Below are 23,104 nucleotides of genomic sequence, written 5' to 3'. Positions count from 1 at the left end.
CCCCCTCCCACAGTTGCCCTGTGTCGCCTGTTCGACATCCATCTGGATGTTAGTGATTACGGCGCGGCACCTTCCATTCACGATGGGGGAATTTGTACAGATAGTTCAGGTTATCCATATCGAACCGGCCATCTTCCTTGCCGGGGCCACCAAAGAAGCTGATGCCGATATCCAGCTTGCGCAGCAGTTCGGGGCGTGACAACAACTCCAGTGCCGTGTGGTGTGCCTCTGGAGAAAATGACCTGTCGCTGGCTATCAGACCGGCCGCTTCTTTCAATTCATTGAAGTTTACGTAGCTGTCTGTCGCCCCGGCGGCGAACTCGCGAAAGTGGTCGCGGACCAGCCCTATCAGTTGCCGGTCGGTCACTCCACCGAAAGGACGCGCGTGAGGGGCGCCGGCTTGGGCCTCAGCGCTTCGCGCTTGCCGATGGCTGGACGAGGGTGAGGTTTTTTCAGGGTCCACCTGCTGAGGCATCACGTGAAAAGGACTAATAGGGGATGCATTTATTGAAACTGTCATGGTGAGTCTCTGATTCCGAAGGTTAATTAAGGCGTCCACGTGAGTGTGTGGTCCTCCCCTGCCCAACCGTTCCCCACGGCTGGCGCCCAACGCGACATGGCCCGCGCAATGGCCTGCCTGCCCCCCCAACCCCGTCAACACCCATAACCCCTGTGGGAGGGGGCTTGCTCCCGATAACGGTGGATCAGCCAATTAATCCATATCTGATTCACCGTCATCGGGGCAAGTCCTCTGCTATATCGGGTCTGGGCCACTGGCAGGCACTGTGTGCGTGTTTACAGGTAAACTCCCCTCCTTTTCATCTTCTCCACGGAGTTCGCCTTGCGTCTGTTTCACACCTCCGACTGGCACCTGGGCCAAAACCTCCACGGCCAGGAACGCGACTTCGAACATGCCTGTTTCCTTGAGTGGCTGCTGGGCCAACTGAAGGCCCAGCGCCCGGATGCGCTGTTGATCGCTGGCGATATCTTCGACACGGTCAACCCGCCGCTCAAGGCCCAGGAACGCCTGTATGACTTCATCATCAGCGCCCACGAGCAAAACCCGACGCTGACGATTGTGATGATCGCCGGCAACCATGACTCCGGCTCGCGTATCGAGCTGCCCGCGCCATTGATGCGCCGCCTGCGCACTCATGCCCTGGGCCGGGTGTTGTGGCTCGACGATGGCCAGTTGGACGCCGAACGCCTGCTGATCCCCTTGCCGGATGCCAAAGGCAAGATTGCCGCCTGGTGCCTGGCGCTGCCATTCCTGCGCCCGGCGGAAGTTACCGGTGCGCATCTGGGAGACGACTACTTGCGGGGTATCGGCCAGGTGCATGAATGGCTGATCGCCGCCGCCAATGCCAAACGCAAAAAAGGCCAGGCACTGATAGCCATCAGTCATGCGCACATGGCCGGGGGGTCGGTATCGGAAGACTCCGAGCGCAGCCTGATCATCGGCAATGCCGAGGCACTGCCGGCCAGCCTGTTCGACAAAACCGTCGGCTATGTTGCCCTCGGCCATTTGCACAAGCCGCAACAGGTCAATGGCGAAGAGCGCATTCGCTACAGCGGCTCGCCGATTCCGCTGTCGTTTTCCGAGATTGGCTACAAGCATCAGGTGCTCGACGTGACGTTCCAGGGTGAACGGCTGGTGGGCGTCGAACCGCTGCTGATCCCCCGTTCAGTCAACCTGCAACGTCTGGAAGCCGCACCGCTGGCGGACATCCTCAAGCAGCTGCGCGACCTGCCGGACATCGACCTGCTGGCCGAAACCCAACGTCACCCTTGGCTGGAAGTGCGGGTACGCCTCGACGAACCACAGCCAGACCTGCGCCAGCAGATCGAAACCGCCCTGCAAGGCAAGGCCGTACGCCTGGTGCGCATCGCCGCCGAATACGCCGGCCAGCGCGGCAACAGCGAAAGCGACGATGAGCGCTTGATCGAACTCGACCAGCTCACGCCCCAGGAATTGTTCAGCCGTGCCTGGCAGGACAGCTATGGCAGCGAAGTGGATGAACAAACCCTGAAGGATTTCGCCGTGCTGCTCCAGGAAGTGCAACAGGAGGGCGAACAGCCATGAAGATCCTCGCTATCCGCCTGAAAAACCTCGCCTCCCTGGCCGGGCCGTTCGAGATCGACTTCACCGCCGAGCCCCTGGCCAGTGCGGGCCTGTTCGCTATCACCGGGCCGACCGGCGCGGGTAAAAGCACGCTGCTTGACGCATTGTGCCTGGCGTTGTTCGGCGCGGTGCCGCGCCTGGGCGATACCGGCCAGGCCAAGATGCCGGACGCCGACACCGATATCTCCATCGGCGATCCGCGCACGCTGATTCGGCGCGGCACCGGCGGCGGTTATGCCGAAGTGGATTTCGTCGGCGTCAGTGGCCGTCGCTACCGTGCGCGCTGGGAAGCCAACCGCGCCCGCGACAAGGCCAGCGGCAAGTTGCAGAACAGCCGGCAAAGCTTGATCGACCTGGACAGCGAGCAACTGCTGGCCAGCCAGAAAACCGAATACAAGACTCAGCTTGAGCTGGCCCTGGGCCTGAACTTCGAGCAGTTCACCCGTGCGGTGTTGCTGGCGCAAAGCGAGTTCAGCGCCTTCCTCAAGGCCAATGACAATGAGCGCAGCGAACTGCTGGAAAAGCTCACCGACACCGCGCTGTACACCCAACTGGGGCGACGTGCATTCGACAAGGCCAAGGAGGCCAGGGACGCCCACAAACAGTTGCAAGACCAGGCCACCGGCGTAGTGCCCTTGGCACCTGAAGCCCGCGCCGAACTCGATCAACAGTTGGCCGAGGCCCAGCAACAACTCAAGACCCAGCAGGCCCAGCTCAAGCAGTTGGAGTTGCAGCACACCTGGCTTAAAGAGTTGCGTGAGTGGCAAGAGCGCCAGCTCAGCGCCGTCGAACAACTGCAGCAGGCCCAGCAGCAGTGGGACAGCCAAGGCCCGCAACGCCAGGACCTCAATCGCCTGGAGCAATTGGCACCGCAACGTCATCACTTCCTGCGCCAGGCTGAACTCGGCACCCTGCTGACGCCACTCGCGGCACAGATTCAGCAACAGCTTGAGCAGCAAGTCGCCCTGCATACCCGCCAGGACCAGGCGCAACAACAGCAAGTGGCCGCCCAAGCGGCGCTGGCCGACGCCCTGAAAAACCAGGCCGAGGCGGCTCCCCTGCTGCGCCAGGCCGTTGAAGAACAGAACACCCTCGCCCACTTGACCCGGGAACTGGCCAAGCGCAGCGAAGAAAAACAACAACAGCAAAGCGCCTGCAACGAAGGCCACGCCCTGCTCAAGGGTTTGCAAGACACGCAAACCCAAGTCGCCGAGCGCCTGCACCGCCTGGCTGCCGAGCTTGAGCACAGCACCGCCCTTGCCCCGCTGAGCGAAGCCTGGAACGCCTACCGCGACCGTCTGCAACAGCTGATGGTGATCGGCAATCGCCTCAACAAGGGCGAGGCCGAACTGCCGCAACTCGAACAGCGTGCCAGCGCCGCCGCCGATCAGTTCACCCAACAGCGCGAAGCCCTCGACCTGCTCTATCAGGAAGCCGGTGCCGAACCCCACGCGGTGGCCGAGCAAATTCAGTTGCTGGCCAGCCTGCTGCAGGATAATCGCAAGCAACAGCGTGCTTTCGAAGACCTGGCCCGCTTGTGGGACAGCCAGCAGCAACTGGATCAACAGACAGGCGCGCTGACACAACAACTCGCCGATGCCGCGCAACGCCGCGAGCGACTGAACCAGAGCGGTTTGCAAACCAAGGCCGAACTCAGCGTGGCTGAGCAAACCCTGACGGTGACCAAGCAACTGCTGGAACGTCAGCGCCTGGCCCGCAGTGCCAGCGTCGAAGAGTTGCGCGCGCAATTGCAGGATGACCAGCCCTGCCCGGTGTGCGGCAGCCACGAGCATCCGTATCACCAGCCCGAAGCCCTGTTGCAGAGCCTGGGTCGCCATGACGAGAACGAAGAAGCCACGGCGCAAAAGGCGGTCGACGACCTCAAGGAAAAACTCAACGAACTGCGCGGTGAAGTCGGTGGACTGATCGCCGAACAAAAGGAGTTCCTGCGCCAACAGGAACAGCTGGCGATACAACAGCAAGGCCTGGCACAGAGCCTGGAGGCCCATTCGCTGTCCGCCTCGTTGTTCAATCAGGACGCGGCCAAACGCAGCGGCTGGCTGGCTCAGCAACTGGCCCAACTGACCCAGAGCCTCACTCAGGACGAACAACGCCAGGACGCCCTGCTCAACCTGCAACAAAACGCCGGGCGCCTTCAGCAGCAATTGCAAGCCGCCCAGGAGGCCAGCCAACAAGCCCGGCAATTGCTGGTGGACCAGCAACGGGAATTGGCCAAGGACCGCGAACGCCTCGACGCAGAACTCGCCACCTTCGCCACCCTGTTGCCCACCCAAACCCTGGAGGGCTTGCGCAGTGCGCCTGCGGCGACCTTCATGCAGCTCGACCAGCAGGTCAGTCAACGCCTTGAGCAGTTGGGCCATCAGCGCGATGAACTGGCCGAGCAGCAGGAGCGCCAGCAGGCCATCGAGAAACAGCAGACCCACCAGCAACATCGCCAGCAGCAGCTCGACGCGCTCACGCTGCAAGTCACCGAAGTGGCCTCACAGCAACAAGCTGTTCAAGAAAAACTCAGCGCCTTGCTGGGCGACCACGCCAGCGCCGAACACTGGCAGCAGCAACTGGAGCAGACCGTCGCGCAGTCACGCCAAAGCGAGACCGACGCCAACCACGAGCTGCACACCGTGCACACGGCCCTGGTCCAACTGGCTGCTGACCTTAAGGCCCAGCAGGACCGCCAGCACGCGCTGCAAGCGGAACAACAAGCGCTTGAAACACGCATCAATGAATGGCGCACGCTGCACCCCGATCTGGATAACCAGGGCCTGTCACGTTTATTAGCCTTCGATGAGGCTCAGATCGCGCAGCTACGCCAGGACCTGAACAGCAGCGAAAAAACTGTCGAACAAGCCAAGGTGCTGCTGCAAGAGCGCGAACAGCGCTTGGCCGAACACCAGGCCTTGCACAACGGCAATCTCGACGCCGATCAACTGGACCACACCCTGGCGGCGCTCAATCAGCGGCTGGCCGAAGGCGAGAAGCAGTGCGCCGAACTGCGCGCCCGCCAAGCCGAAGATCAACGCCGCCAGGACGCCAACCAGGCCCTGGCCGAACAGATCACCAAGGCCTATGAAGAATGGCAGCGCTGGGCGCGCCTGAATGCGTTGATCGGTTCGGCCACCGGCGACACCTTCCGCAAGATCGCCCAGGCCTACAACCTCGATTTGCTGGTGCACCATGCCAACGTGCAGTTGCGCCAACTGGTGCGCCGCTACCGGCTTAAACGCGGCGGCAGTATGCTCGGGCTGTTGGTGATGGACACGGAGATGGGTGACGAATTGCGCTCGGTACACTCACTGTCCGGTGGCGAAACCTTCCTGGTGTCATTGGCGCTGGCCTTGGGCCTGGCGTCCATGGCCTCAAGCACCTTGAAGATCGAGTCGCTGTTTATCGATGAAGGTTTCGGCAGCCTCGACCCCGAGTCCCTGCAATTGGCCATGGACGCTTTGGATGGTTTGCAGGCTCAGGGCCGCAAAGTGGCGGTGATCTCTCACGTTCAGGAAATGCACGAGCGTATCCCGGTGCAAATCCAGGTCAAGCGCCAGGGCAATGGCCTGAGCACCCTGGAGGTCAAGTGAGCCAGGCGCTGCTGTATTCGTTCCGGCGCTGCCCTTATGCAATGCGGGCGCGATTGGCGCTGCGCTATTCAGGCGTGCCGGTGGACATTATCGAAGTGAGCCTGAAAGCCAAGCCGACCGAGATGCTGGCGCTGTCGCCCAAGGGCACGGTGCCGGTGTTGAGCGTCGAGGGCCGAGTGATCGAAGAAAGCCTGGAGATCATGCAGTGGGCGCTGGCACAGCACGATCCCGAGGATTGGTTGTTGCAGGGTGAGCCTGCGGTATTGGCGCTGATCAGCGAGAACGATCAGGTGTTCAAACATCACTTGAATCGATACAAGTACGCCGAACGCTACCCGGAGCAACCGATGGAACATTATCGGGCCGAGGGCGAGGTGTTTTTGCGCAAGCTGGAGGGTTTGCTGACAGAGCGGGAGTATTTGCTTGCCGATCACCTGAGCCTGGCAGATGCGGCGCTGGTGCCCTTTGTAAGGCAGTTTGCCCATGTGGATCGCGAGTGGTTTGCGGGGACGCCGTACTACCGGTTGCAGGCGTGGCTTCAACGGTTTCTGGAATCACCGCTGTTTATTGCGGTGATGGCAAAAACCTGAGTCTTACTCGACTAAATGTGGGAGGAGCTTGCTCCCGATAGCGGTGGGTCAGTCACAGGTGTGCTTACTGATACTCCCTCATCGGGGCATAGGTATCTACACAACTTCTGGTATGGCGCTGTACCTGTGGGAGGGGGCTTGCTCCCGATGGCGGCCTCAGGGCCGACCAGGATGCCGGATCAAACCGAGTACATATCCGTTATTTAGGCAACGGCTACTATTGGTTCCGCTCTTACAGCGGCTCACTTTTGAAAAGCGCAAAAGTAAGCAAAACGCTCTTGCCCCACCACTCGGCACCTCGCCTAGGCTCGGTGTGCCCGTAATCCGCCAGTGATTTGGGGGGCCGCCGCCACGCGCCATCCATGGCGCGGGGCGGCTAAACCGGCATCCCTGCCGGTTTACCCCCCAAATCCCTGTCGAATTCCGGCCAGCGTGGTTTGACGGGGCGCTTAAGATCAAAAGCAGATCAAGATCAAGATCAAGAGCGGCTCGCTTCGCATCGTGGTTACGCTCGGCGGTGGCTACAAAAGTTGTGTAGATACCCATGCTCATCGGGGGCAAGCCCCCTCCCACATCAGGCCTCTATTGTCTGAAGCTCAGTGCTGAGTCTTGTGATCCAGCGCTGCATAGAAATTGGCACTCTGTTGCAGGTATTTCTGGGTGTAGGCCGTGACACTGGATTTCTTGTCAGTGACTTCCACGCTGGCGCTGGCAGGCAATGCCACGGTGGCGGAAACAGCGGAAGCGGCGATGATGGAGAAGAGATTCAAGTTCATGGCGGTAACCCTTGTGTTCGTTTGGTTGAGTGGCCGGTGGAGGCCTTGGAACCAAACTTACGCCCGAGGATTGAACCTTAGAAATGCTTTGAAACAGTAGCCGCTATCAACCGAATTAATACAAAGGCTCAGGCCCCGCACTGCGGGGCCTGTGGCTTATTGACGCACCAGGAACTTGAGGTCGCTGGGGGCATCGATCGGCAATTGCTGCACGGTTTTACCCAACAGACCGGTCTTGGGGTCGCGTTCAACCACCACGATTTCATTGCTTTTCTGGTTGGCGATCAGCAGGAACTTGCCGCTCGGGTCGAGGCTGAACTCACGAGGGTGATCACCTTCGACAGAGCGACGCTGGATCTCCTTGAGGTGCGCGGTGGCCGGGTCGATGCTGAACACCAGCAACTGATTGGCCGTACCGCGGTTGCTCACGTAGAGGAACTTGCCGTCGCTTGACGCATGCAGCGCCGCGCCGGCCTTGTCGGACACCGGTTGGCCAGCGGCATAGTCCAGCAGCTGGGTTTGCGTCAGCTTGCCGTCGCTGTAATCGAACACCGCGACCTGAGCGCTCATTTCGGTGGTCAGCCAGGCGTGTTTGCCGTCGGCGCTGAACAGCAAATGACGCGGGCCGCTGCCGGGTGGCAGTTGCACCGAGGCCGGGTTGGCCGGCGTCAGCGGCAATTCGTGATTGGCCTTGGGATCGTACTGGTAGACAAACACTTTGTCCGCGCCCAGGTCCTGCACATATACGTACTTGCCATCCGGTGACGACACCACGGAATGCACGTGATTGGACGCCTGGCGCTCAGGATTTACCCGGCTGGCCGGATGCCCGCTCAACTGCACCGGGGCCGACAGCTTGCCCTCGGCGCCTATCGGCAGCACCGCCAGGCTGCCGCCCGGGTCTTCGAGTACCGAATAGTTGGCAACGAACAGGTGACGCCCATCGGCGGCGACGCTGGAATGGGTCGGCTCGTTGCCCAGGCTCTGCACCTGGTTGATCAGGGTGAGCTGATGATTTTGCGGGTCGATGCTGTAACTGCTGACACGACCCACCGGGTCTTTCTGGCCTGGACCGTTCTCGTTGACCACAAACAGGTACTTCTGGTCCTTGGAAACCGTCAACCACGACGGGTTGGCCGTCTTGGCAGCCAGCACCGGCTTGCCGCTGAACTGCCCGGTGCGGCTGTCGAATTGCAGGCGGTAGATACCTTCGCTGGTGCCGGCGGTATAGCTGCCCACCAGCAGCTCATAGGTGTCAGCCGGTGCAGCCTGCACCGACATGGCACCGACACTGCCCGCCATCAGCAAGGGCCAGAATTTACGCATCATCATCGGCTACATCCTCATCGTTATTGTTGCCGGTGAAGGCGCTCATGCAGATCAAGCGGTGCTCGCCCGATTCACCGGTAAGGGTCCAGCTTTGCAGGGTGCCGTCGAACGTGGCCGCCTGCACCTGGGCCAGGCTGAACGCCCAGCGTTTTTCTGCACGGCCGTCCATGGCGGTGATCAGCAACTTCTCGTTATCGAGTTCGAAGTCAAAGGCGTGCAAGCCATCGATTTCAAGCATGTCGCTGGTTTCAAGGGTGTCCGGCAGGGTGGCAGATTCGGCAGTCATCACATCAGTCGTTCAGAGGAAAGACCTCATGATAGGCCAAATTGTTGCATCGGCCTAAACGCTGCGTTCAACCATCGGGGGCGTTCACATGCCGCCATAATTACTCCCCCCTACGTCGGCCTGCGCATTATCAGCTTTTGCCGCTGATACAGCGTTGCCGGAAACAGCTGATTACTCATTGTTCATTTGACGGTTAAGCACCGGTCGTTAATTTTCGCTCGCCTGTTCGCTTTAGGCGTTCAGGGTCAAATCGCTACGCCGAGCAAGATCTCAACGACAAGGAAGCTACACGATGATCCATGGAAACCACCCTCCAAGACTTTCCGACTACACCTTGAGCCCCGTACCGCTCCCCCCCGTTACCCACAAGTCGGGGAAAGTGCTCGAAATACCCCCTGGCAGCCACTCCGAGGCGTCGCTCCAAACGGACCACGATCAATCACTGCGCAGATCCCGGCGCGATACCAGCGTCCATTACGAAACATCGCCGGGGTCGTCATCGCTCAGATCCGGCTTGAGCTTTGTGCCGCTAAGCCCAACGCCGACCGCTACGGTCTCAACGCCGCAGCCCGCTGCCGACATCACAGCCAATACGGTTGCACACCAGTTCGCTGGCCGGCCCACGTTGCGCTCAGTGGTGTCGAACCTGCTCAGCGACGCCATCAAAAACCTGTATCCCACCCTGGCGTTTGACCCTCGATACACAGCGTTGGCCGAACCCATTTCCAACAATCCCCCCCAGTACTGCTTGACCCCTTTGCTGGACGTAGCACTCAAGCACCTGACCCGCGACGGCGAGCTGGACTTTACCGATAAACACTCACTGGCCTGCACGCTGATTGATCAAGCCACGGGCCATATGCTCAAACCGGGGCCCTTGGCGGGAGCGCTGGTGCCGGGCATCGATATGCAAGCCATCGAATTGATCATCCGCAGCCTGCGAACCACTCTCAAAAGCGGTTTCGAACAAGCGCTGGTTCGCCACTTCAACGGCAACGCCTATAACACCCAGGACATCCCCAACCTTGAGACAAACCGTTGGCTATGGCTGAGCGACACACTCAGGGACACCCTGCGAACCGCCGCATTGAAACAACCCGGGCTCACCGACACGCAACGCGAGACTCTCGATCAGCTCGCCACCTACCCGGATCAAGTGCACCGCCAAGCCGCAAAAGGCAACGCAGCGGCCAAGGTATTTATCCTCGACACCACCGTAAGCCATGGCGCCAGCAATTCAGCTCAACTGAGCCCGGATCTGTTGATCACACGAGAAGTCGACGGCCGTACGCAAGTGCTGCATACAACCCCCGCTGGAGTCGTCACACCGTATGACTCATTGCAAGCATTCGGCGAAGCCTGGGGGAGAAACCTGGAGAAAGTGTTTGTTTTCGACAGCCTGAATTGGAAGCGCCAGGAAATCGATACAAACATTTTTGATACACAAGCGGCGCTCATCCTCAATGCCATGGTGGAAAACGTCGCATCCATTGAGCTCCCAACGTCGGGCACGCCTGATCAACTGGAGCAGGCCTTCTTCCGTGCAAGCGACCCGAGCCCCTGGTTCACCGGAGCCTATGCTGCAAATGCGGCCGAGCTTGGGCGGCTGCGCGATAATTTGCCAGGCTGGCTCAAAAACGCCAGCGAAGCAGATCGTGACACTTACCGGCGTCACTCGTTGGCACTGGCCAGCAGCGTACAACGTAACAACGGCCGGACGTTTCTCGACGGCATTCCCGATATCCGCACCTACGCCCAGCAGCAACTGGACGAGCAATTGTCCGGTAAGGGCTACACGGCAAAGGATGTGGAGGTGGTGTTCAAGGTCGCCGTGGGTAATCTGGGCAGCGGCTACATCGAGCGGGTGAAGATGAGCCTGGTGGATATGGCTCTGAACAATCTCGCCGGCTTGCCCAAGGGCGAGATGGAAGTCCATCTGCGTGGGCAACCGAGCAGCGACCCGCAAATGCCGCAGATGCTCAAGAACCTGATCAGCAGCGTGGATATCGGTCGCCACTACCCACAACTGCTCAATCGCGAACTGCTCAGCGAGACCCAGCAATCCCGGGACCGGGCAGCGCGTTTTGTCGAGCAGGTACCGATCCAGCTCGCCATGCAGGCGCTGGAGCTCAAGCTCAAGGGCGAAGCCGGCATGAGCGCCCAGGGTTACCGCTTTATTGAAGCACTCACCCAGCCCGGTGCGGGCAGCAAACAGGTGGACGGACAGGAGATTACCGTGCGCCCCCTGGCATTTGTGCGCAAACCAGGGGCAACGCCAGACGTTGTCGACAACATGTTCATCATCGAACCAGTGGCCGGCACCAGCGGCCCACATATTCTCTATCGTGCGCAACTGAAGCCCGCGTTGCTGGAGTTTGCAAGCCGCGACGCGCTGCTGGAAGCCATCCGCCAGCCGGGTGCGTTGCAAGACAGCGTGCTGGCCTGGTTGAAGGATGACAAGGTCAGAGCGGTGTATGGCAATGGCGGTTTTCGCACCCCCAATATTGCACGCTTCACCGTATTCAATGAGTTCGACCCACCCACCACGCCCAAGCCCACCACCCTCGCCGTCGACGGCTATGCTGAGGCCACCACGCTACGCCAGGACCAGCTCAACGGTGGCCTATTCACGCATTGGTTCCGATCCAACGCCAACAGCCTCGTCACCCTGGCGGAAGGCCAATCCACCTCCGACGCTGAAAGCCGCTGGGCCTCGCACAAGGAACTCGGTTGGCTGCTATTCAACACGTTGCTGCCGGTATTGCGCGGGCCGGGGGCTATGGCGGGCTGGTTACTGCAATTGGCCAACAGCGAAGAGGACATCAAGCGGCTCTCCACACCAAGCGACCCGGACCCGACTTCGGCGGTGATCGACCTGCTGATCAATTTGGGCATGACGCTGACCCATGCTCCGACCGGCGAACCTGGCAAACCAGCGCAGTCCTTTGAACACTTCGAGCAGGACGCCCATTCCGACAGCCGCGGTCCGCGCCCTCGCGACAGCAATCAGCCGATAGTTCGCCAGGCTGTGATCCGTCAGGACCCGACACCTCCCTCCTCCGGCAATTTTGGCGACAACAGTATGGCCATCGATATCCGCTTATCCAGCCCGCGTGGATTGACGCCAAGCCTGCTTGCACACATAGACTCGTTCAAAGTAACGGCTCCGACCGCCCCTGGATTGCCCATCGCCGAAGGCATCAAAAAAGGTCTGTACCAAGTGAACGATAAGCTGTATGCCAACATCGACAATCACTGGTATCGCGTAGCGACCGACCTGGATGGCCCGTACGTTATTGATGAACAGAACAAGGCACGTACGGCACCGCCAATACAACGCGATGCCCAGGGTCGTTGGCATTTTGACGTGGCACCCAAGCTCAAGGGAGGCATGCCAAAAAACGAGAGCCCGCAGGATATGGTCAAAAAAAACCTGCTAGCGCAGAAGCAAGCAAAGGCGAACTTTCAGCGCAGCACGCGGGAATTGACCAAAGTGGTAGAAGCCCATACAAGCGCACTCAAAGAAATCCAAACCAGCCTCTCCGACTACGAGACCGCTCGAAAAAAACTCAAGACGCTTCGCAACCTATCCAGGAGTGAGGGTTCGGCACAGCGATTTCTTGCGCCCTATCTAGAACAGTACGAGGCCTCCGAGCGGCTCAAGAGCAACCTGGACCAGCAACTTCAGGCGCTCAAGCCGCTGACACAAACCCTAAAGGTGGCTGGCGAAAAAGCCATTGAAATCATTGCACCCAAAAAATTCGGCGGGGTCGACGACCTGTCCAAATTCAAAGAGGACCGCTCAGAGGTGTACGAAAAAGTCCTGCACGCCCTGACTGAAATAGATGACGTTTACACGAAGCTGGCCAACGACGCCCGCCACGTTGGAGTGAACGGCGCCTCGCTGGAGGAGTTGATACGGCAGTCCAATAACGACTCCGAGATCGCTTACGATGAATTGATGGAAGTGTCCGAAATGGCCTATCACGCTACTGAAAACCTATTGGCGTCGAAGCAGGCGGTCAGTGACACATTTGATCAGTGGAAGAACGACTCCCCCTTCGGTAATAAAAAAGCCGAGGAGTACATCAAAGAGCGTTACACCTCCCCTCCCGCCGCCAGAATACTGACATCAAAACTGAATAGGATGTCGTTCCTCAAATTACTAACCACGACATGGTCTGCCCGCAGCGCAGGGGCAACTGACCACCTGCAGATGAAGCGTTTCCTGGCAGAATCCCTGAAAACCGAAATAGTCGCTTTTAATGATCTGCACCAATACACCGGCTACACCTTGAGCGAACGCAATGCCGCGCTGACTACCATTATCACTAAATACAAACAGGTATTGAGCGACAGCCTCCTTATGCAGGAGGAGCACCCAGAGCTCTTTCGGGCGCAATACCACCAGCGTTTCACCGAGGTACTCAATAAGCTCATCGCCGAAGCGGAAGCCGAGTTGGTCCAGGTCGTCGAAGAAGAGCAGTTTCTAATTCCAAAAGCGCCCCCACGCAGCGACCAACGGGCCAAACCGAGTAATCAACGCGTATTCAAGACTGAAGACAATGAGACCTTGATCGGCACCCTGCGCGCTCCGGAACCGGGCCAGACCTTTGACATTGTCGATGTGATAGACCCACAAAGCGGCCAACCCGTGGCGAGTTACAGCGAACACGCGAATGATCGTGGGTGGGTGAAGATCATCCGTGGGCAGCCCACACCTCCCCGCCTTGCCTCCCCCCCGAGGTCCCTGGCGAACTATAAGAGCGAGGCACAAAAGCTGATGAGTGACGCGGCGAAAGAGGAGCAGTCAATTCTTTTCCAGAAACGCAAACTTAACGATCCGGCGCGGCGCGATACTGTTACCCCCAAGGATTGGAACGATATGCTAGAACCGCTGGCCAATAAACTCAGGGAGACAGCGGATCAAGCCGAAGCCAGCCATAGAGCCAGACCGGAAACCGCCGACTTAGTTGCACAATGGAGGGCCGCCGCAGATGAGCTGCTGCAAAAGGCCCGTCAACACGCCGCAGACGGCTTTCTGGTTCAGCCGCCGACAGCGGAAAATGTCGACTTCTTGTGGACCCATCGCTTTGTCGATATCAACCTGGTAAAGCGGGACTTCCAATTAAAGCCAAACGACTTTCTCACCGAGTACCAAGTTCGCAAAAAAGGCGAAGTCGAACCGTTGTGGTATGCCCACTTCCACTATCCGCAGAAAGGCTGGAAGCGAGCCGACCACAACGCTGCGCATCTGAAAATCCCATCCCAACGCTACAAGACCCAAAAGGACTTGATTAGAGAAGCAGGAAACAATGGCGTCGTGGAGAAAATAACCAAAGCCAGTATTACAGCCCCGCTGGACCAGAAGCTCTTTCTGGAGCTGTGAGGCTGATCAACTGACGCTCTGCAAAAAGCCGCACAGTGCGGCTTTTTGCATTGGCTTAATGCGCAAACAACGAATTGCCCTTCTGCCCCGCCAGTTTCTCAGGCTTGATCAGGAACCGCGCGAGTGCGGGTAGTAGCCACAACGCGCCGAACATGTTCCACAACAACATGAAGGTCAGCATCAAGCCCATGTCGGCCTGGAACTTGATGGCCGAAAAGATCCAGGTACACACACCAATGGCCAGGCACAGACCGGTGAACAGCACAGCTTTACCGGTGGACTTCAATGTCTGGTAGTACGCCTCTTGCAGCGGCAAACCTGCACGCAGGAAACTTTCCAGACGGCTGTAGATGTAGATACCGTAGTCCACGCCAATCCCCACGCCCAGGGCCACCACCGGCAAGGTCGCGACCTTGACGCCAATACCCATGAACGCCATCAGCGCGTTACCCAGCACCGAGGTCAGCACCAGCGGCAGCACAATGCACAAAGTCGCCGCCCAGGACCGGAAGGTGATCATGCACATGGTCGCCACACACAGGTACACCAGGATCAGGATGATCAGTTCCGACTCCTTGATCACCTCGTTGGTGGCCGCTTCGATCCCTGCGTTACCAGCAGCGAGGATGAACTCCAGGCCGTCCTTGTTGTTTTCCTTGGCGAATTCCTGCACAGCGTGCACCGCACGGTCGAGGGTTTCGGCCTTGTGATCGTTGAGGAACACCAGCACCGGCGCCAGGGAACAGTTGTTGTTGTACAGGCCATCGGCACGGGCGATGGAGTTGTTCAGCACATCGGGGTTACGCGACAGGGTTTCCCATTTCAGGTTGCCCTCGTTCATGCCTTTGATCATTTGTTTGGATACGGTCACCAACGAGATCGCCGACTGCACACCCTCGGTGTTCTGCATCTTCCACATCAACTGGTCGATGGGCGCCATGGCTTCATAGCGCGAGCAGCCTTCGGCACGGGTCTTGACCATCACTACCAGCACGTCGGAGCTGGTGGAGTAGTTGCTGATGATGAAGTTGTTATCTTTGTTGTAGCGCGAGTCCGGGCGCAGTTCCGGTGCGCCTTGGTCGAGGTCGCCGATCTTCAGGTTCTGGCTGTACCACAGGCCGCCGCCAAAGGCGACCAAGGCCAGGAAAATCGAGACCGGCGCGACTTTCGGGCTGGCGAATCCGGACAGCAGGCGCCAGAACGCATGTTCGCGGTTCGCGTCTTTCTTGCTCTTGGCGATGGCGCGTTTGCTTATCCCTACATAGGAAATCGCTACCGGCAATAGGATCAGGTTGGTGAACACGATCACCGCCACGCCGATCGATGCGCCGATGGCCAGTTCACGGATCACGCCGATATCAATGATCAGCAGGGTAATAAAGCCAACCGCATCCGCGAGAATCGCGATCATCCCCGGCAGGAACAGTTGCCGGAACGTGCGGCGCGCAGCCGTCAGGGCGTTGTCGGCCTCACCGGATTGCAGGGCGATGCCATTGATCTTCTGTACGCCGTGGGAAATACCGATGGCGAAGATCAGGAACGGTACCAGCATCGAGTAGGGATCCAGCCCGAAACCGGCGGCATGCATCAGGCCCAACTGCCATACCACCGCCACCAATGTGGTGCTCAACACCGCGATGGTGCTGCGCAGGCAGTTGGTGAACCACAGCAACAGGATCAGGGTGATGCCAAAGGCCACGCCAAAGAACAGCACCACCATGATCAGGCCGTCGATCAGGTCTCCGACTTTCTTGGCAAAGCCGACAATGTGGATTTTTACATTAGGGTTTTGCGCCTCGAACTTGTTGCGGATCTTGTCCTCAAGCTCGTGGGAAAACTTCTGGTAGTCCAGGGCCAGTAGCTTGCCCTGGTCCTGCGGGTCCGGGTAGGACTCCAGCAACGGGATATCGACAATGCTCGACTTGAAATCGTTAGCCACCAAACGCCCGACCTGGCCGGACTTGAGCACGTTGTTGCGCAGTTGGTCGAGGCTTTGCGGCGAGCCGTTGTAGCTCTGCGGGATCACTTCACCGCCGGCAAAGCCTTCTTCGGTCACTTCGGTCCAGCGCACGCTGGGGCTCCACAGCGACTTGAGGCCCGAACGATCGACGCCGGAGATGTAGAACACCTCGTCATTGATCTGACGCAGGGTCTCCATATAGTCCTTGGTGAAGATATCCCCATCCTTGGCCTCCACCGAAATGCGCACGGTGTTGCCCAGGTTGGCCAGGTCGTTGCGGTGCTCCATCATCTTTTCGATGAAGGGGTGCTTGAGGGGGATCATCTTTTCAAAGCTGGTAGACGGGCGAATCAACGTCGCCTGCCAGAACAGGAAAATACTCACCAGCAGGCAGATGACGATCACCGCCGGGCGATTGTTAAAAATCAGGCGCTCAAGAAAGGTCGCTTTATCGTTGTGATGACTGCTCATGCGTTCCCCGCCCTTCTTATTGTTTTACGAGTTCGGCGCCGGCTGGCGTGGCGACACGAACGCCACCCTGCCCCACCAGAATCAAGTTGCCATTGCCTGCGGCTGTGACTGCCGAGAGTGAAATCCGGTCCGGGCGATTGAACACGCTGAACGTCTGGCCGTCGTCATGGCTGACCACCACGCTGCCACCGTTGCCGACGACGACGATGGCGCCATCATCAAGCAAGGTGGCGCCAGACAGGCCGAACTCAAGCGCACCGCGTGTGGCATTGAGTTCGACCTGTTCCCAGGTGCTGCCGAAATCCGTGGAGCGGTAGAGATTGCCGCGCAAGCCATAAGCCAGCAGGGTCTGCGGCTGCGCCGTGCTGATCACGCCAAACAACGAGCCCTCGTAGGGGCCTTCGAGTTTCTCCCAGGTTTGGCCATCGTCGCTGGAGCGGAACATGCTGCCCTGTTCGCCGACGATAAACAGGCCGGCGTCCTTGATCCGGGCGATGGCGTTGAGGTGAAACTGGTCTTCGTTATCGAGGCGGTCACTGACGTCGGCCCAGGTGGTGCCGCCGTCGGTGGTTTCAATCAACGCACCGTAGGCGCCGACGGCCAGTCCGTGCTTGGCATCGTTGAACCACACATCGAGCAACGGCGCTTCGCGCTTGAGGTCTTCATATTGCTGGGTCCACGTGGCGCCGCCATCGGAACTGGCAAGAATTTGCGCATCATGGCCGACAGCCCAGCCCTGTTGGTCATCGACGAAAAACACCGCCGTGAGCAGTTGCCGGGTGGGGACTTTGGCTTGGGTCCAGGTGTTGCCCTGGTCATCGGAATACAGGATATGCCCACGATCACCGACCGCCACCAGCCGCTTGCCGGCGTGAACCACATCGATCATCAAGCCTTTGGCGGCCTTGGGGGATTGAATCGCAAATACCGCGGCGGCGGAGGTATCGCTGGCGGCCAGTACGGGCGTAGACAACACCGCACCGGCAAGCAGCGAGAGCGCTGTGGCCAGCAACGCAACCCTGCGTGCGGCGCGTGGGCGGCAAACTACCCAACCCATGACAGGCTCACTCATAGACCTTTCTCCCATTTATTATTTTTAGGTCGGCTTATCTTCCAGGACGTTGAAACCTGCAATCTAGAGCGCCTGGAGTCAGCACGGGCCATCCTATCGGGCTTTGGAATCGTCTGACAATCGGCGCTACGTTATCTTTTGTTAACTGGCGGCGTTTGGCTACGGCTGAATAGGTTCATATCAACTGAAGTGATGAGTGAATTTTTATTCCAACTATTGATATTTGCGAATTTTTATTCCATTAATGCCATCCCTGAAAACAATAATCAAAGGACCACGGCTATGCGTGAACTCGGAATCGGCTTGATCGGCACAGGCTTCATGGGCCGTGCCCACGCGTTAGCGTTCAATAACGCGCGCACAGTGTTCGAGTTGCCGGTACAGCTAAAGCTTGCTGCCCTGGCCGATGCCGACACCGAGCGAGCCCAACGCTGCGCCACGGCCTGGGGGTTTGCCCAGGCCCATGGTGATTGGCAGGCGCTGATCGAGGACCCTAAGGTCGATGTCGTGGCCATCACCACCCCCAACCACCTGCACTACCCCATGGCCATGGCCGCGATTGCGGCGGGCAAAGCGGTGTACTGCGAGAAACCCCTGGCCATCAGCCTGGAGCAAGCCGATGCCATGCGCCGTGCAGCCAGCAACGCCGGGGTGGTGACGCGAGTGGGCTACAACTACCAGCACAACCCGATGATCGTGTTGGCGCGCCAGATGCTAGCCCGGGGTGAGCTGGGCCAGATCATCAGCTTCCAGGGTGAGTTCAGCGAAGACTTCATGGCCGATCCGGTCTCGCCGTGGTCGTGGCGTTGCGAAGTGGGACACGCCGGTGGTGCTCTGGCTGACCTGGGCAGCCATTTGCTGTCGATGGCGCGTTACCTGGTCGGCGATGTGGTCAGTGTGTGTGCCGATACCCAGACAGTGCATGCTCAGCGTCCCGCGACCCAAGGCAGCGCTGATTTGAAATCCATCGCCGTGGATGACCAGGTGCACGCCCTGCTGCGCTTCGCCAACGGTGCGCGCGGCACGGTGAGCAGCAGCTGGCTCAAGCACGGCTACAAAAACCACCTGTGCTTTGAGATAAGCGGGACCAAAGGCACCTTGGCGTTCGATCAGGAGCGCTTGAATGAACTGCGCCTGCACCGTGTCGGCCAGGACGGCTTTCAACGCGTCTTGGCAGGCCCTGCGCTGCCCGGCTATGCGGCGTTCAGCCCAGCGGCGGGGCATCAGTTGGGCTACAACGAGTTGAAGACGCTGGAGGTGCAGGAGTTGATCATGGCGCTTGCGGGGCAAGGTGCGGATGGCACGGACTTTGATGCTGCATGGGAGGTGGAGCGGTTGGCGACAGCGATTCGCGTGGCGGCCCTCGAAGAACGTTGGGTCAAGGTCAGCGCACTTTAATCAATCACGGTGCAAATGATCAATCACGTCGCCCTGTCTACGGGCGACGTCACTCATTGTTGTATGTTCTATGCACGCACTCATTGCTTGTTTTCTAAATAACGAAAATATGAGCGCACGAGCCATTCAACGCCCATTCTATCTGACAAGATAACCCTCGCCCTTCGCTTAACTATCTTGGCACCTCCCCCACAAAGTAATTATTCCGACAACACCTAGCACACTAGCAACATGATCACAGTTACCTAACAACACAATCATATATCGAAATACTGTACCCCTAGAGCAGCCTCCCAAAAGCGTCTAACTTACCCCCGCCTTCAACATCAATTGCAAGCATGGCCAGCAACTAATACCCACTTACTCAAGGGTCTCAATCATGTCGTCGATTCGCGCTTACTGCCCGCCCGCAAAATCGTTCTCTGTGACAACCGAAACTTCCAACTTATCCGCTAGCAACTCACTCTCTTCCGATCCTCCCAATGAAGTTGCTAAAAATCTCACTCGCAGCAACTATAAAATACAAGATCGCAATGGTGACGGACAACTCACTGTGTCCTATGCATTTACCGAATTCAGCGAGACCAAAAAGAGAGCATTCAGGCAGGCACTTCGGTCTTGGGAAGATGTTATAAAAGTCAATTTTGTCGAAAATGGCAAAAATGCTGACACTCACCTGTCAGTTCGGGAAGTCTCAGGTGGGGGCGGTGACGCTACGTTGCCAAATGCTTACGGCGCTCAGGACGTAAATATCGGAAAAAATGAAGGGGCCGGGCTGCATGCGGCAATGGTCCACGAGATCGGGCACACCTTGGGACTTGAGCATCCGGATCTTGACCTCCCTCAAAGCAGCGACGTCTATAGCACTATGAGTTATAACTTCAGCCTGTTTCGCCCCCATGAAAATAATAAAAACTCGTTCGTATCGGACTCTTCCCAAACCCCGATGATGCACGATATTGCCGGCGCTCATTTGCGATACAAGGCCAACGACGAAACCCGTAAAGGCAATACAACCTACGGTTTCAACTCCAACACAGAGCGCGACCACTACACGTTGACCTCCCCCAACGACTTGCCGTTCTTTTGTATCTGGGATAACGGCGGCGAAGACACTCTGGATTTTTCCGGATTCAAAAAAGATCAAAGGATCAACTTGAACGCGGGAAAAATCTCAGATGTCGGCGGCCGTCAGGGTAATGTATCAATCGCCAAGGGCGTTGTTATTGAAAATGCCATTGGCGGCTCGGGGCACGACGTGCTGATCGGCAATGATGCCAACAACCGCATGAGGGGAGGTGCTGGCGGCGACACGCTGACCGGTGGAGGTGGCGCAGATACGTTTGTATATAATAGTGTCAGCGACTCACCTGGTGAAAACCCCGATACACTCACAGACTTCACAAGTGGCATCGACAAGATTGACCTGTCAACCATGTTGAAAGATGCGGGCATCCAGAAACCCAAGCTTGTTGACTGGCACACGGGGAAGAAAGGCGAACTGACGCTGGACTACGATGAGAGTATCAAGCGCTACAGGCTGATCATGAATGTAACTGGCGACCCCTATTCCATGCTGGTGATCCTGAGTGAAAAGCCCATAAAGCCCACAGATATTTTGACGAATGCCACCCCAGTGGTGCTACCTGAATCAAAACCTACACGCCCTTCCGTTCCCGCTCCGGTACCCACGACGCCACCCCCGGTTACGCCTCCACTTGCGAAATCCACAGCCGCCGACACTGTCTACGGCTTCAACTCCAACACGGGCAAGCCCGAAACCAGCCTTACGTCTCCCACCGACAGGCCCGGTTTCAGCGTGCACGACAAACAAGGCAATGACACGCTGGACTTCTCTGGCTTCGCGCAAAACCAGCGAATCAACCTGACCCCGGATTCACGCTCCAGCGTGGGTGGTTTGACTAACAACGTGCACATCAGCGCCCAAACCCTTATCGAAAACGCGAAAGGCGGCACAGGCAACGATCGTATTACCGGGAACAGTGCGGACAACGTCCTGACTGGAGGTGGCGGAGCCGACATACTGACCGGCAACGGTGGCTCCAACACGTTTACTTATCATGCCGCCGGCGACTCCCCGCGCAACAACGCTGACTTGCTTATGGACTTCACCACAGGCCAAGACAAAATCGACTTGAGCAGCCTGAGCGAAAATTCGCAAGTCCAACTCAACTACGTCAGTCAGTACAGCGGACAACCGGGCGATACCATCCTGACATTCAACCCAAAAACCAATAGGTACTTCCTCGGTGTCGATTTGACGGGAAATGGCAAGACTGATTTCTTGATCAAAAGCATCCGACCGATCCACAGCCAGGATGTCATTGGTCTCAATTTCCCCGACGATGGTTACCTCTGACGATTGGCCAGCCCCGGTAAACCGAGTCAGCGCAATGCGCGCCGCAGTACCTTGCCAACCGTCGTCTTGGGCAGCTCGGTACTGCGGAACTCCACATACCGGGGCACCTTGTACCCCGTCAGGTATTCCCGGCAATGCGCAAGAATCTGCTCCTGGGTCAGGGCCGGATCCTTGCGCACCACGATGATCTTGACCTTCTCCCCACTCACGGCATCTTCCACACCGATCGCCGCCACTTCCGCGACACCCGGGTGCATCGCCACCACGTCCTCGATTTCATTGGGGTACACATTGAAACCCGAGACCAGGATCATGTCCTTCTTGCGGTCCACCAGGCGAATATAGCCGCGCGCGTCCATCACCCCGATATCGCCGGTGGACAGCCAACCGTCGGCATCCAATACCTCAGCAGTTTCCTTGGGCCGCTTCCAGTAGCCCTGCATCACTTGCGGGCCGCGTACTTGCAGCTCGCCTTGCTCGCCGATGTCAGCCAGCTCGCCGTCTTCGCGCATGAAACGCACCCAGGTCGACGGCAACGGCACGCCGATGCTGCCGGTAAATTCCATCTCGCGCATACGCGAAATATCGATAGGGCTGATGCTCACCACGGGCGAACACTCGGTCAGCCCGTAGCCTTCGATGATCGGCAGCCCGGTCACCTCCTTCCAGCGCTTGGCCACCGCGGTGTGGGTGGCCATACCGCCGGCGATCACCAGGCGCAGGTCGGAAAAATCCCGCGAGCAGAATTCCTTGTTCTCCAGCAAGCCATTAAACAGCGTGTTAACCCCGGCAATCCCGTTGAAGCGCTCCTTGCGCAGGATCATCTGCACCCGCTTCACGTCCCGCGGGTTGGCGATGAGGATATTGCGCCCGCCCAGGCACATGAACATCAGGCAATTCACGGTCAGCGAAAAGATGTGGTAAAGCGGCAGCAGGGTCACATTGGTTTCCTGCTTGTGCTGGTCCAGTTGGTCGCCGACCCAGGCCTTGGCTTGCAGCAGGTTGGCAATGATATTGCGATGGCTGAGCATCACGCCCTTGGCATCGCCGGTAGTGCCGCCGGTGTACTGCAGGAAGGCCAGCTCATCGCGATCCAGCGCAACCGGCAAGTGGTGCAGCCCCCTGCCCTGTTCAAGCACCTGCTTGAAGCGCAGCGCACCGGGCAGCTTGAAAGCCGGCACCTGCTTCTGCACGCGGCGCAGGATAAAGTTCATCGCCGCGCCCTTGAAGGTCCCCAGCAAATCACCGATAGCCGCGAGCACCACGCGCTTGACGCTGCTGCCGGCCATGGCTTTTTCCAGGGTGTGGGCGAAGTTCTCGAAGATCACCACGGTTTCGGCGCCGCTGTCCTTGAGCAGGTGCTTGAGTTCATGGGCGGTGTACAACGGGTTGACGTTGACCACCACGGCACCGGCCAGGATCGAGCCCAACAGGCAGATCGGGTATTGCAAGCAGTTGGGCATCATCAGCGCCACGCGGTCGCCCTTTTTTACGCCCTGGCCCTGTAACCAAGCGGCAAAGGCGATGCCCTGAACCCGCCAGTCGGCGTAGGTCATTTCGGTGCCGATGCTGACGTAGGCCACCCGCTCGCTGAATTTTTCCAGATGCTCCAGGAACACTTCACGCAGCGACGGATACTCCTCGATCCCGGTCTCGATATCGGCTGGAACGCCGGGCAGGTAAGTGTTCAACCAGATACGTTCGGTGTGTTCCAGGCTGATAGCGTTCATGGCAG

The 23,104-nt window shown here is 58.5% G+C and carries 13 protein-coding genes; 6 read left to right on the top strand and 7 right to left on the bottom strand.

Annotation, left to right across the window (positions count from 1 at the left end; translation table 11 throughout):
* Positions 1–49 precede the first annotated feature (49 nt).
* Positions 50–559 (bottom strand): hypothetical protein, encoded by a 510-nt coding sequence (locus J1G33_RS23465; protein ID WP_347709545.1) that lies wholly within the window; start codon positions 557–559, stop codon positions 50–52.
* Positions 560–841: 282 nt separating this feature from the next.
* On the opposite strand from J1G33_RS23465, the gene J1G33_RS23460 reads away from it, so the two are divergent.
* Genes J1G33_RS23460 through J1G33_RS23450 form a run of 3 tightly spaced genes read left to right on the top strand, consistent with a single transcriptional unit; the run spans position 842 to position 6,308 of the window.
* Positions 842–2,083 (top strand): exonuclease SbcCD subunit D C-terminal domain-containing protein, encoded by a 1,242-nt coding sequence (locus tag J1G33_RS23460; protein WP_078821214.1) that lies wholly within the window; start codon positions 842–844, stop codon positions 2,081–2,083.
* Positions 2,080–5,718 (top strand): AAA family ATPase, encoded by a 3,639-nt coding sequence (locus tag J1G33_RS23455; RefSeq protein WP_223018857.1) that lies wholly within the window; start codon positions 2,080–2,082, stop codon positions 5,716–5,718. The genes J1G33_RS23460 and J1G33_RS23455 overlap by 4 nt, the downstream gene beginning before the upstream one ends.
* Positions 5,715–6,308 carry a glutathione S-transferase gene (locus J1G33_RS23450; protein WP_103734988.1) on the top strand — a complete coding sequence of 198 codons (594 nt, stop codon included), beginning with the start codon at positions 5,715–5,717 and terminating at the stop codon, positions 6,306–6,308. The genes J1G33_RS23455 and J1G33_RS23450 overlap by 4 nt, the downstream gene beginning before the upstream one ends.
* Positions 6,309–6,904: 596 nt before the next feature.
* On the opposite strand, the gene J1G33_RS23445 is transcribed toward J1G33_RS23450, so the two are convergent.
* The 3 genes from J1G33_RS23445 to J1G33_RS23435 all read right to left on the bottom strand — a co-directional run bounded on the left by J1G33_RS23445 (position 6,905) and on the right by J1G33_RS23435 (position 8,699).
* Positions 6,905–7,084 carry a hypothetical protein gene (locus J1G33_RS23445; protein WP_005787847.1) on the bottom strand — a complete coding sequence of 60 codons (180 nt, stop codon included), beginning with the start codon at positions 7,082–7,084 and terminating at the stop codon, positions 6,905–6,907.
* Positions 7,085–7,240: 156 nt separating this feature from the next.
* Positions 7,241–8,416: a lactonase family protein gene (locus J1G33_RS23440; protein ID WP_078821211.1), complete on the bottom strand. Its 1,176-nt coding sequence runs from the start codon at positions 8,414–8,416 to the stop codon at positions 7,241–7,243.
* Complete coding sequence (locus tag J1G33_RS23435; RefSeq protein WP_078821210.1) at positions 8,403–8,699, bottom strand: DUF5629 family protein; 297 nt, start codon at positions 8,697–8,699, stop codon at positions 8,403–8,405. The genes J1G33_RS23440 and J1G33_RS23435 overlap by 14 nt, the downstream gene beginning before the upstream one ends.
* 292 nt (positions 8,700–8,991) lie before the next feature.
* On the opposite strand from J1G33_RS23435, the gene J1G33_RS23430 reads away from it, so the two are divergent.
* Positions 8,992–14,088 (top strand): DUF6543 domain-containing protein, encoded by a 5,097-nt coding sequence (locus J1G33_RS23430; protein WP_262416923.1) that lies wholly within the window; start codon positions 8,992–8,994, stop codon positions 14,086–14,088.
* 55 nt (positions 14,089–14,143) lie between these two features.
* Here the strand turns inward: J1G33_RS23430 and J1G33_RS23425 are convergent, their stop codons facing one another.
* Both J1G33_RS23425 and J1G33_RS23420 read right to left on the bottom strand, forming a co-directional pair.
* Entirely contained in the window at positions 14,144–16,519 is a 2,376-nt protein-coding gene (locus tag J1G33_RS23425; RefSeq protein ID WP_223018856.1) for an RND family transporter, read from the bottom strand.
* A 16-nt stretch (positions 16,520–16,535) separates the two neighbouring features.
* Positions 16,536–17,576 (bottom strand): YCF48-related protein, encoded by a 1,041-nt coding sequence (locus J1G33_RS23420; protein WP_103734985.1) that lies wholly within the window; start codon positions 17,574–17,576, stop codon positions 16,536–16,538.
* Between the two features lie 297 nt (positions 17,577–17,873).
* Between J1G33_RS23420 and J1G33_RS23415 the strand changes: the two genes are divergently transcribed.
* Entirely contained in the window at positions 17,874–18,989 is a 1,116-nt protein-coding gene (locus J1G33_RS23415) for a Gfo/Idh/MocA family oxidoreductase (protein WP_223018855.1), read from the top strand.
* A 379-nt stretch (positions 18,990–19,368) separates the two neighbouring features.
* Positions 19,369–21,369, top strand: a complete 2,001-nt coding sequence (locus tag J1G33_RS23410; protein WP_223018854.1) for a M10 family metallopeptidase C-terminal domain-containing protein — start codon at positions 19,369–19,371, stop codon at positions 21,367–21,369.
* A gap of 26 nt (positions 21,370–21,395) precedes the next feature.
* Here the strand turns inward: J1G33_RS23410 and J1G33_RS23405 are convergent, their stop codons facing one another.
* On the bottom strand, positions 21,396–23,099 hold the full coding sequence (locus J1G33_RS23405; protein ID WP_148853918.1) for an AMP-binding protein: 1,704 nt from the start codon (positions 23,097–23,099) through the stop codon (positions 21,396–21,398).
* Positions 23,100–23,104: the final 5 nt, after the last annotated feature.

The sequence above is a fragment of the Pseudomonas sp. P867 genome, from assembly GCF_019891455.1.
Taxonomy (GTDB): Bacteria; Pseudomonadota; Gammaproteobacteria; order Pseudomonadales; family Pseudomonadaceae; genus Aquipseudomonas; species Aquipseudomonas synxantha_A.
Note: the sequence above shows the minus strand (reverse complement) of the source record. Positions and strands in the feature narration are given on the sequence as shown.

Excerpts from the sequence above, each read along its gene's own strand:
- J1G33_RS23435 (WP_078821210.1), bottom strand. The coding sequence starts at position 8,699 with ATGACTGCCGAATCTGCCACCCTGCCGGACACCCTTGAAACCAGCGAC.
- J1G33_RS23405 (WP_148853918.1), bottom strand. The coding sequence starts at position 23,099 with ATGAACGCTATCAGCCTGGAACACACCGAACGTATCTGGTTGAACACT.
- J1G33_RS23445 (WP_005787847.1), bottom strand. The coding sequence starts at position 7,084 with ATGAACTTGAATCTCTTCTCCATCATCGCCGCTTCCGCTGTTTCCGCC.
- J1G33_RS23410 (WP_223018854.1), top strand. The coding sequence starts at position 19,369 with ATGTCGTCGATTCGCGCTTACTGCCCGCCCGCAAAATCGTTCTCTGTG.
- J1G33_RS23425 (WP_223018856.1), bottom strand. The coding sequence starts at position 16,519 with ATGAGCAGTCATCACAACGATAAAGCGACCTTTCTTGAGCGCCTGATT.
- J1G33_RS23455 (WP_223018857.1), top strand. The coding sequence starts at position 2,080 with ATGAAGATCCTCGCTATCCGCCTGAAAAACCTCGCCTCCCTGGCCGGG.
- J1G33_RS23430 (WP_262416923.1), top strand. The coding sequence starts at position 8,992 with ATGATCCATGGAAACCACCCTCCAAGACTTTCCGACTACACCTTGAGC.
- J1G33_RS23440 (WP_078821211.1), bottom strand. The coding sequence starts at position 8,416 with ATGATGATGCGTAAATTCTGGCCCTTGCTGATGGCGGGCAGTGTCGGT.
- J1G33_RS23415 (WP_223018855.1), top strand. The coding sequence starts at position 17,874 with ATGCGTGAACTCGGAATCGGCTTGATCGGCACAGGCTTCATGGGCCGT.
- J1G33_RS23420 (WP_103734985.1), bottom strand. The coding sequence starts at position 17,576 with ATGGGTTGGGTAGTTTGCCGCCCACGCGCCGCACGCAGGGTTGCGTTG.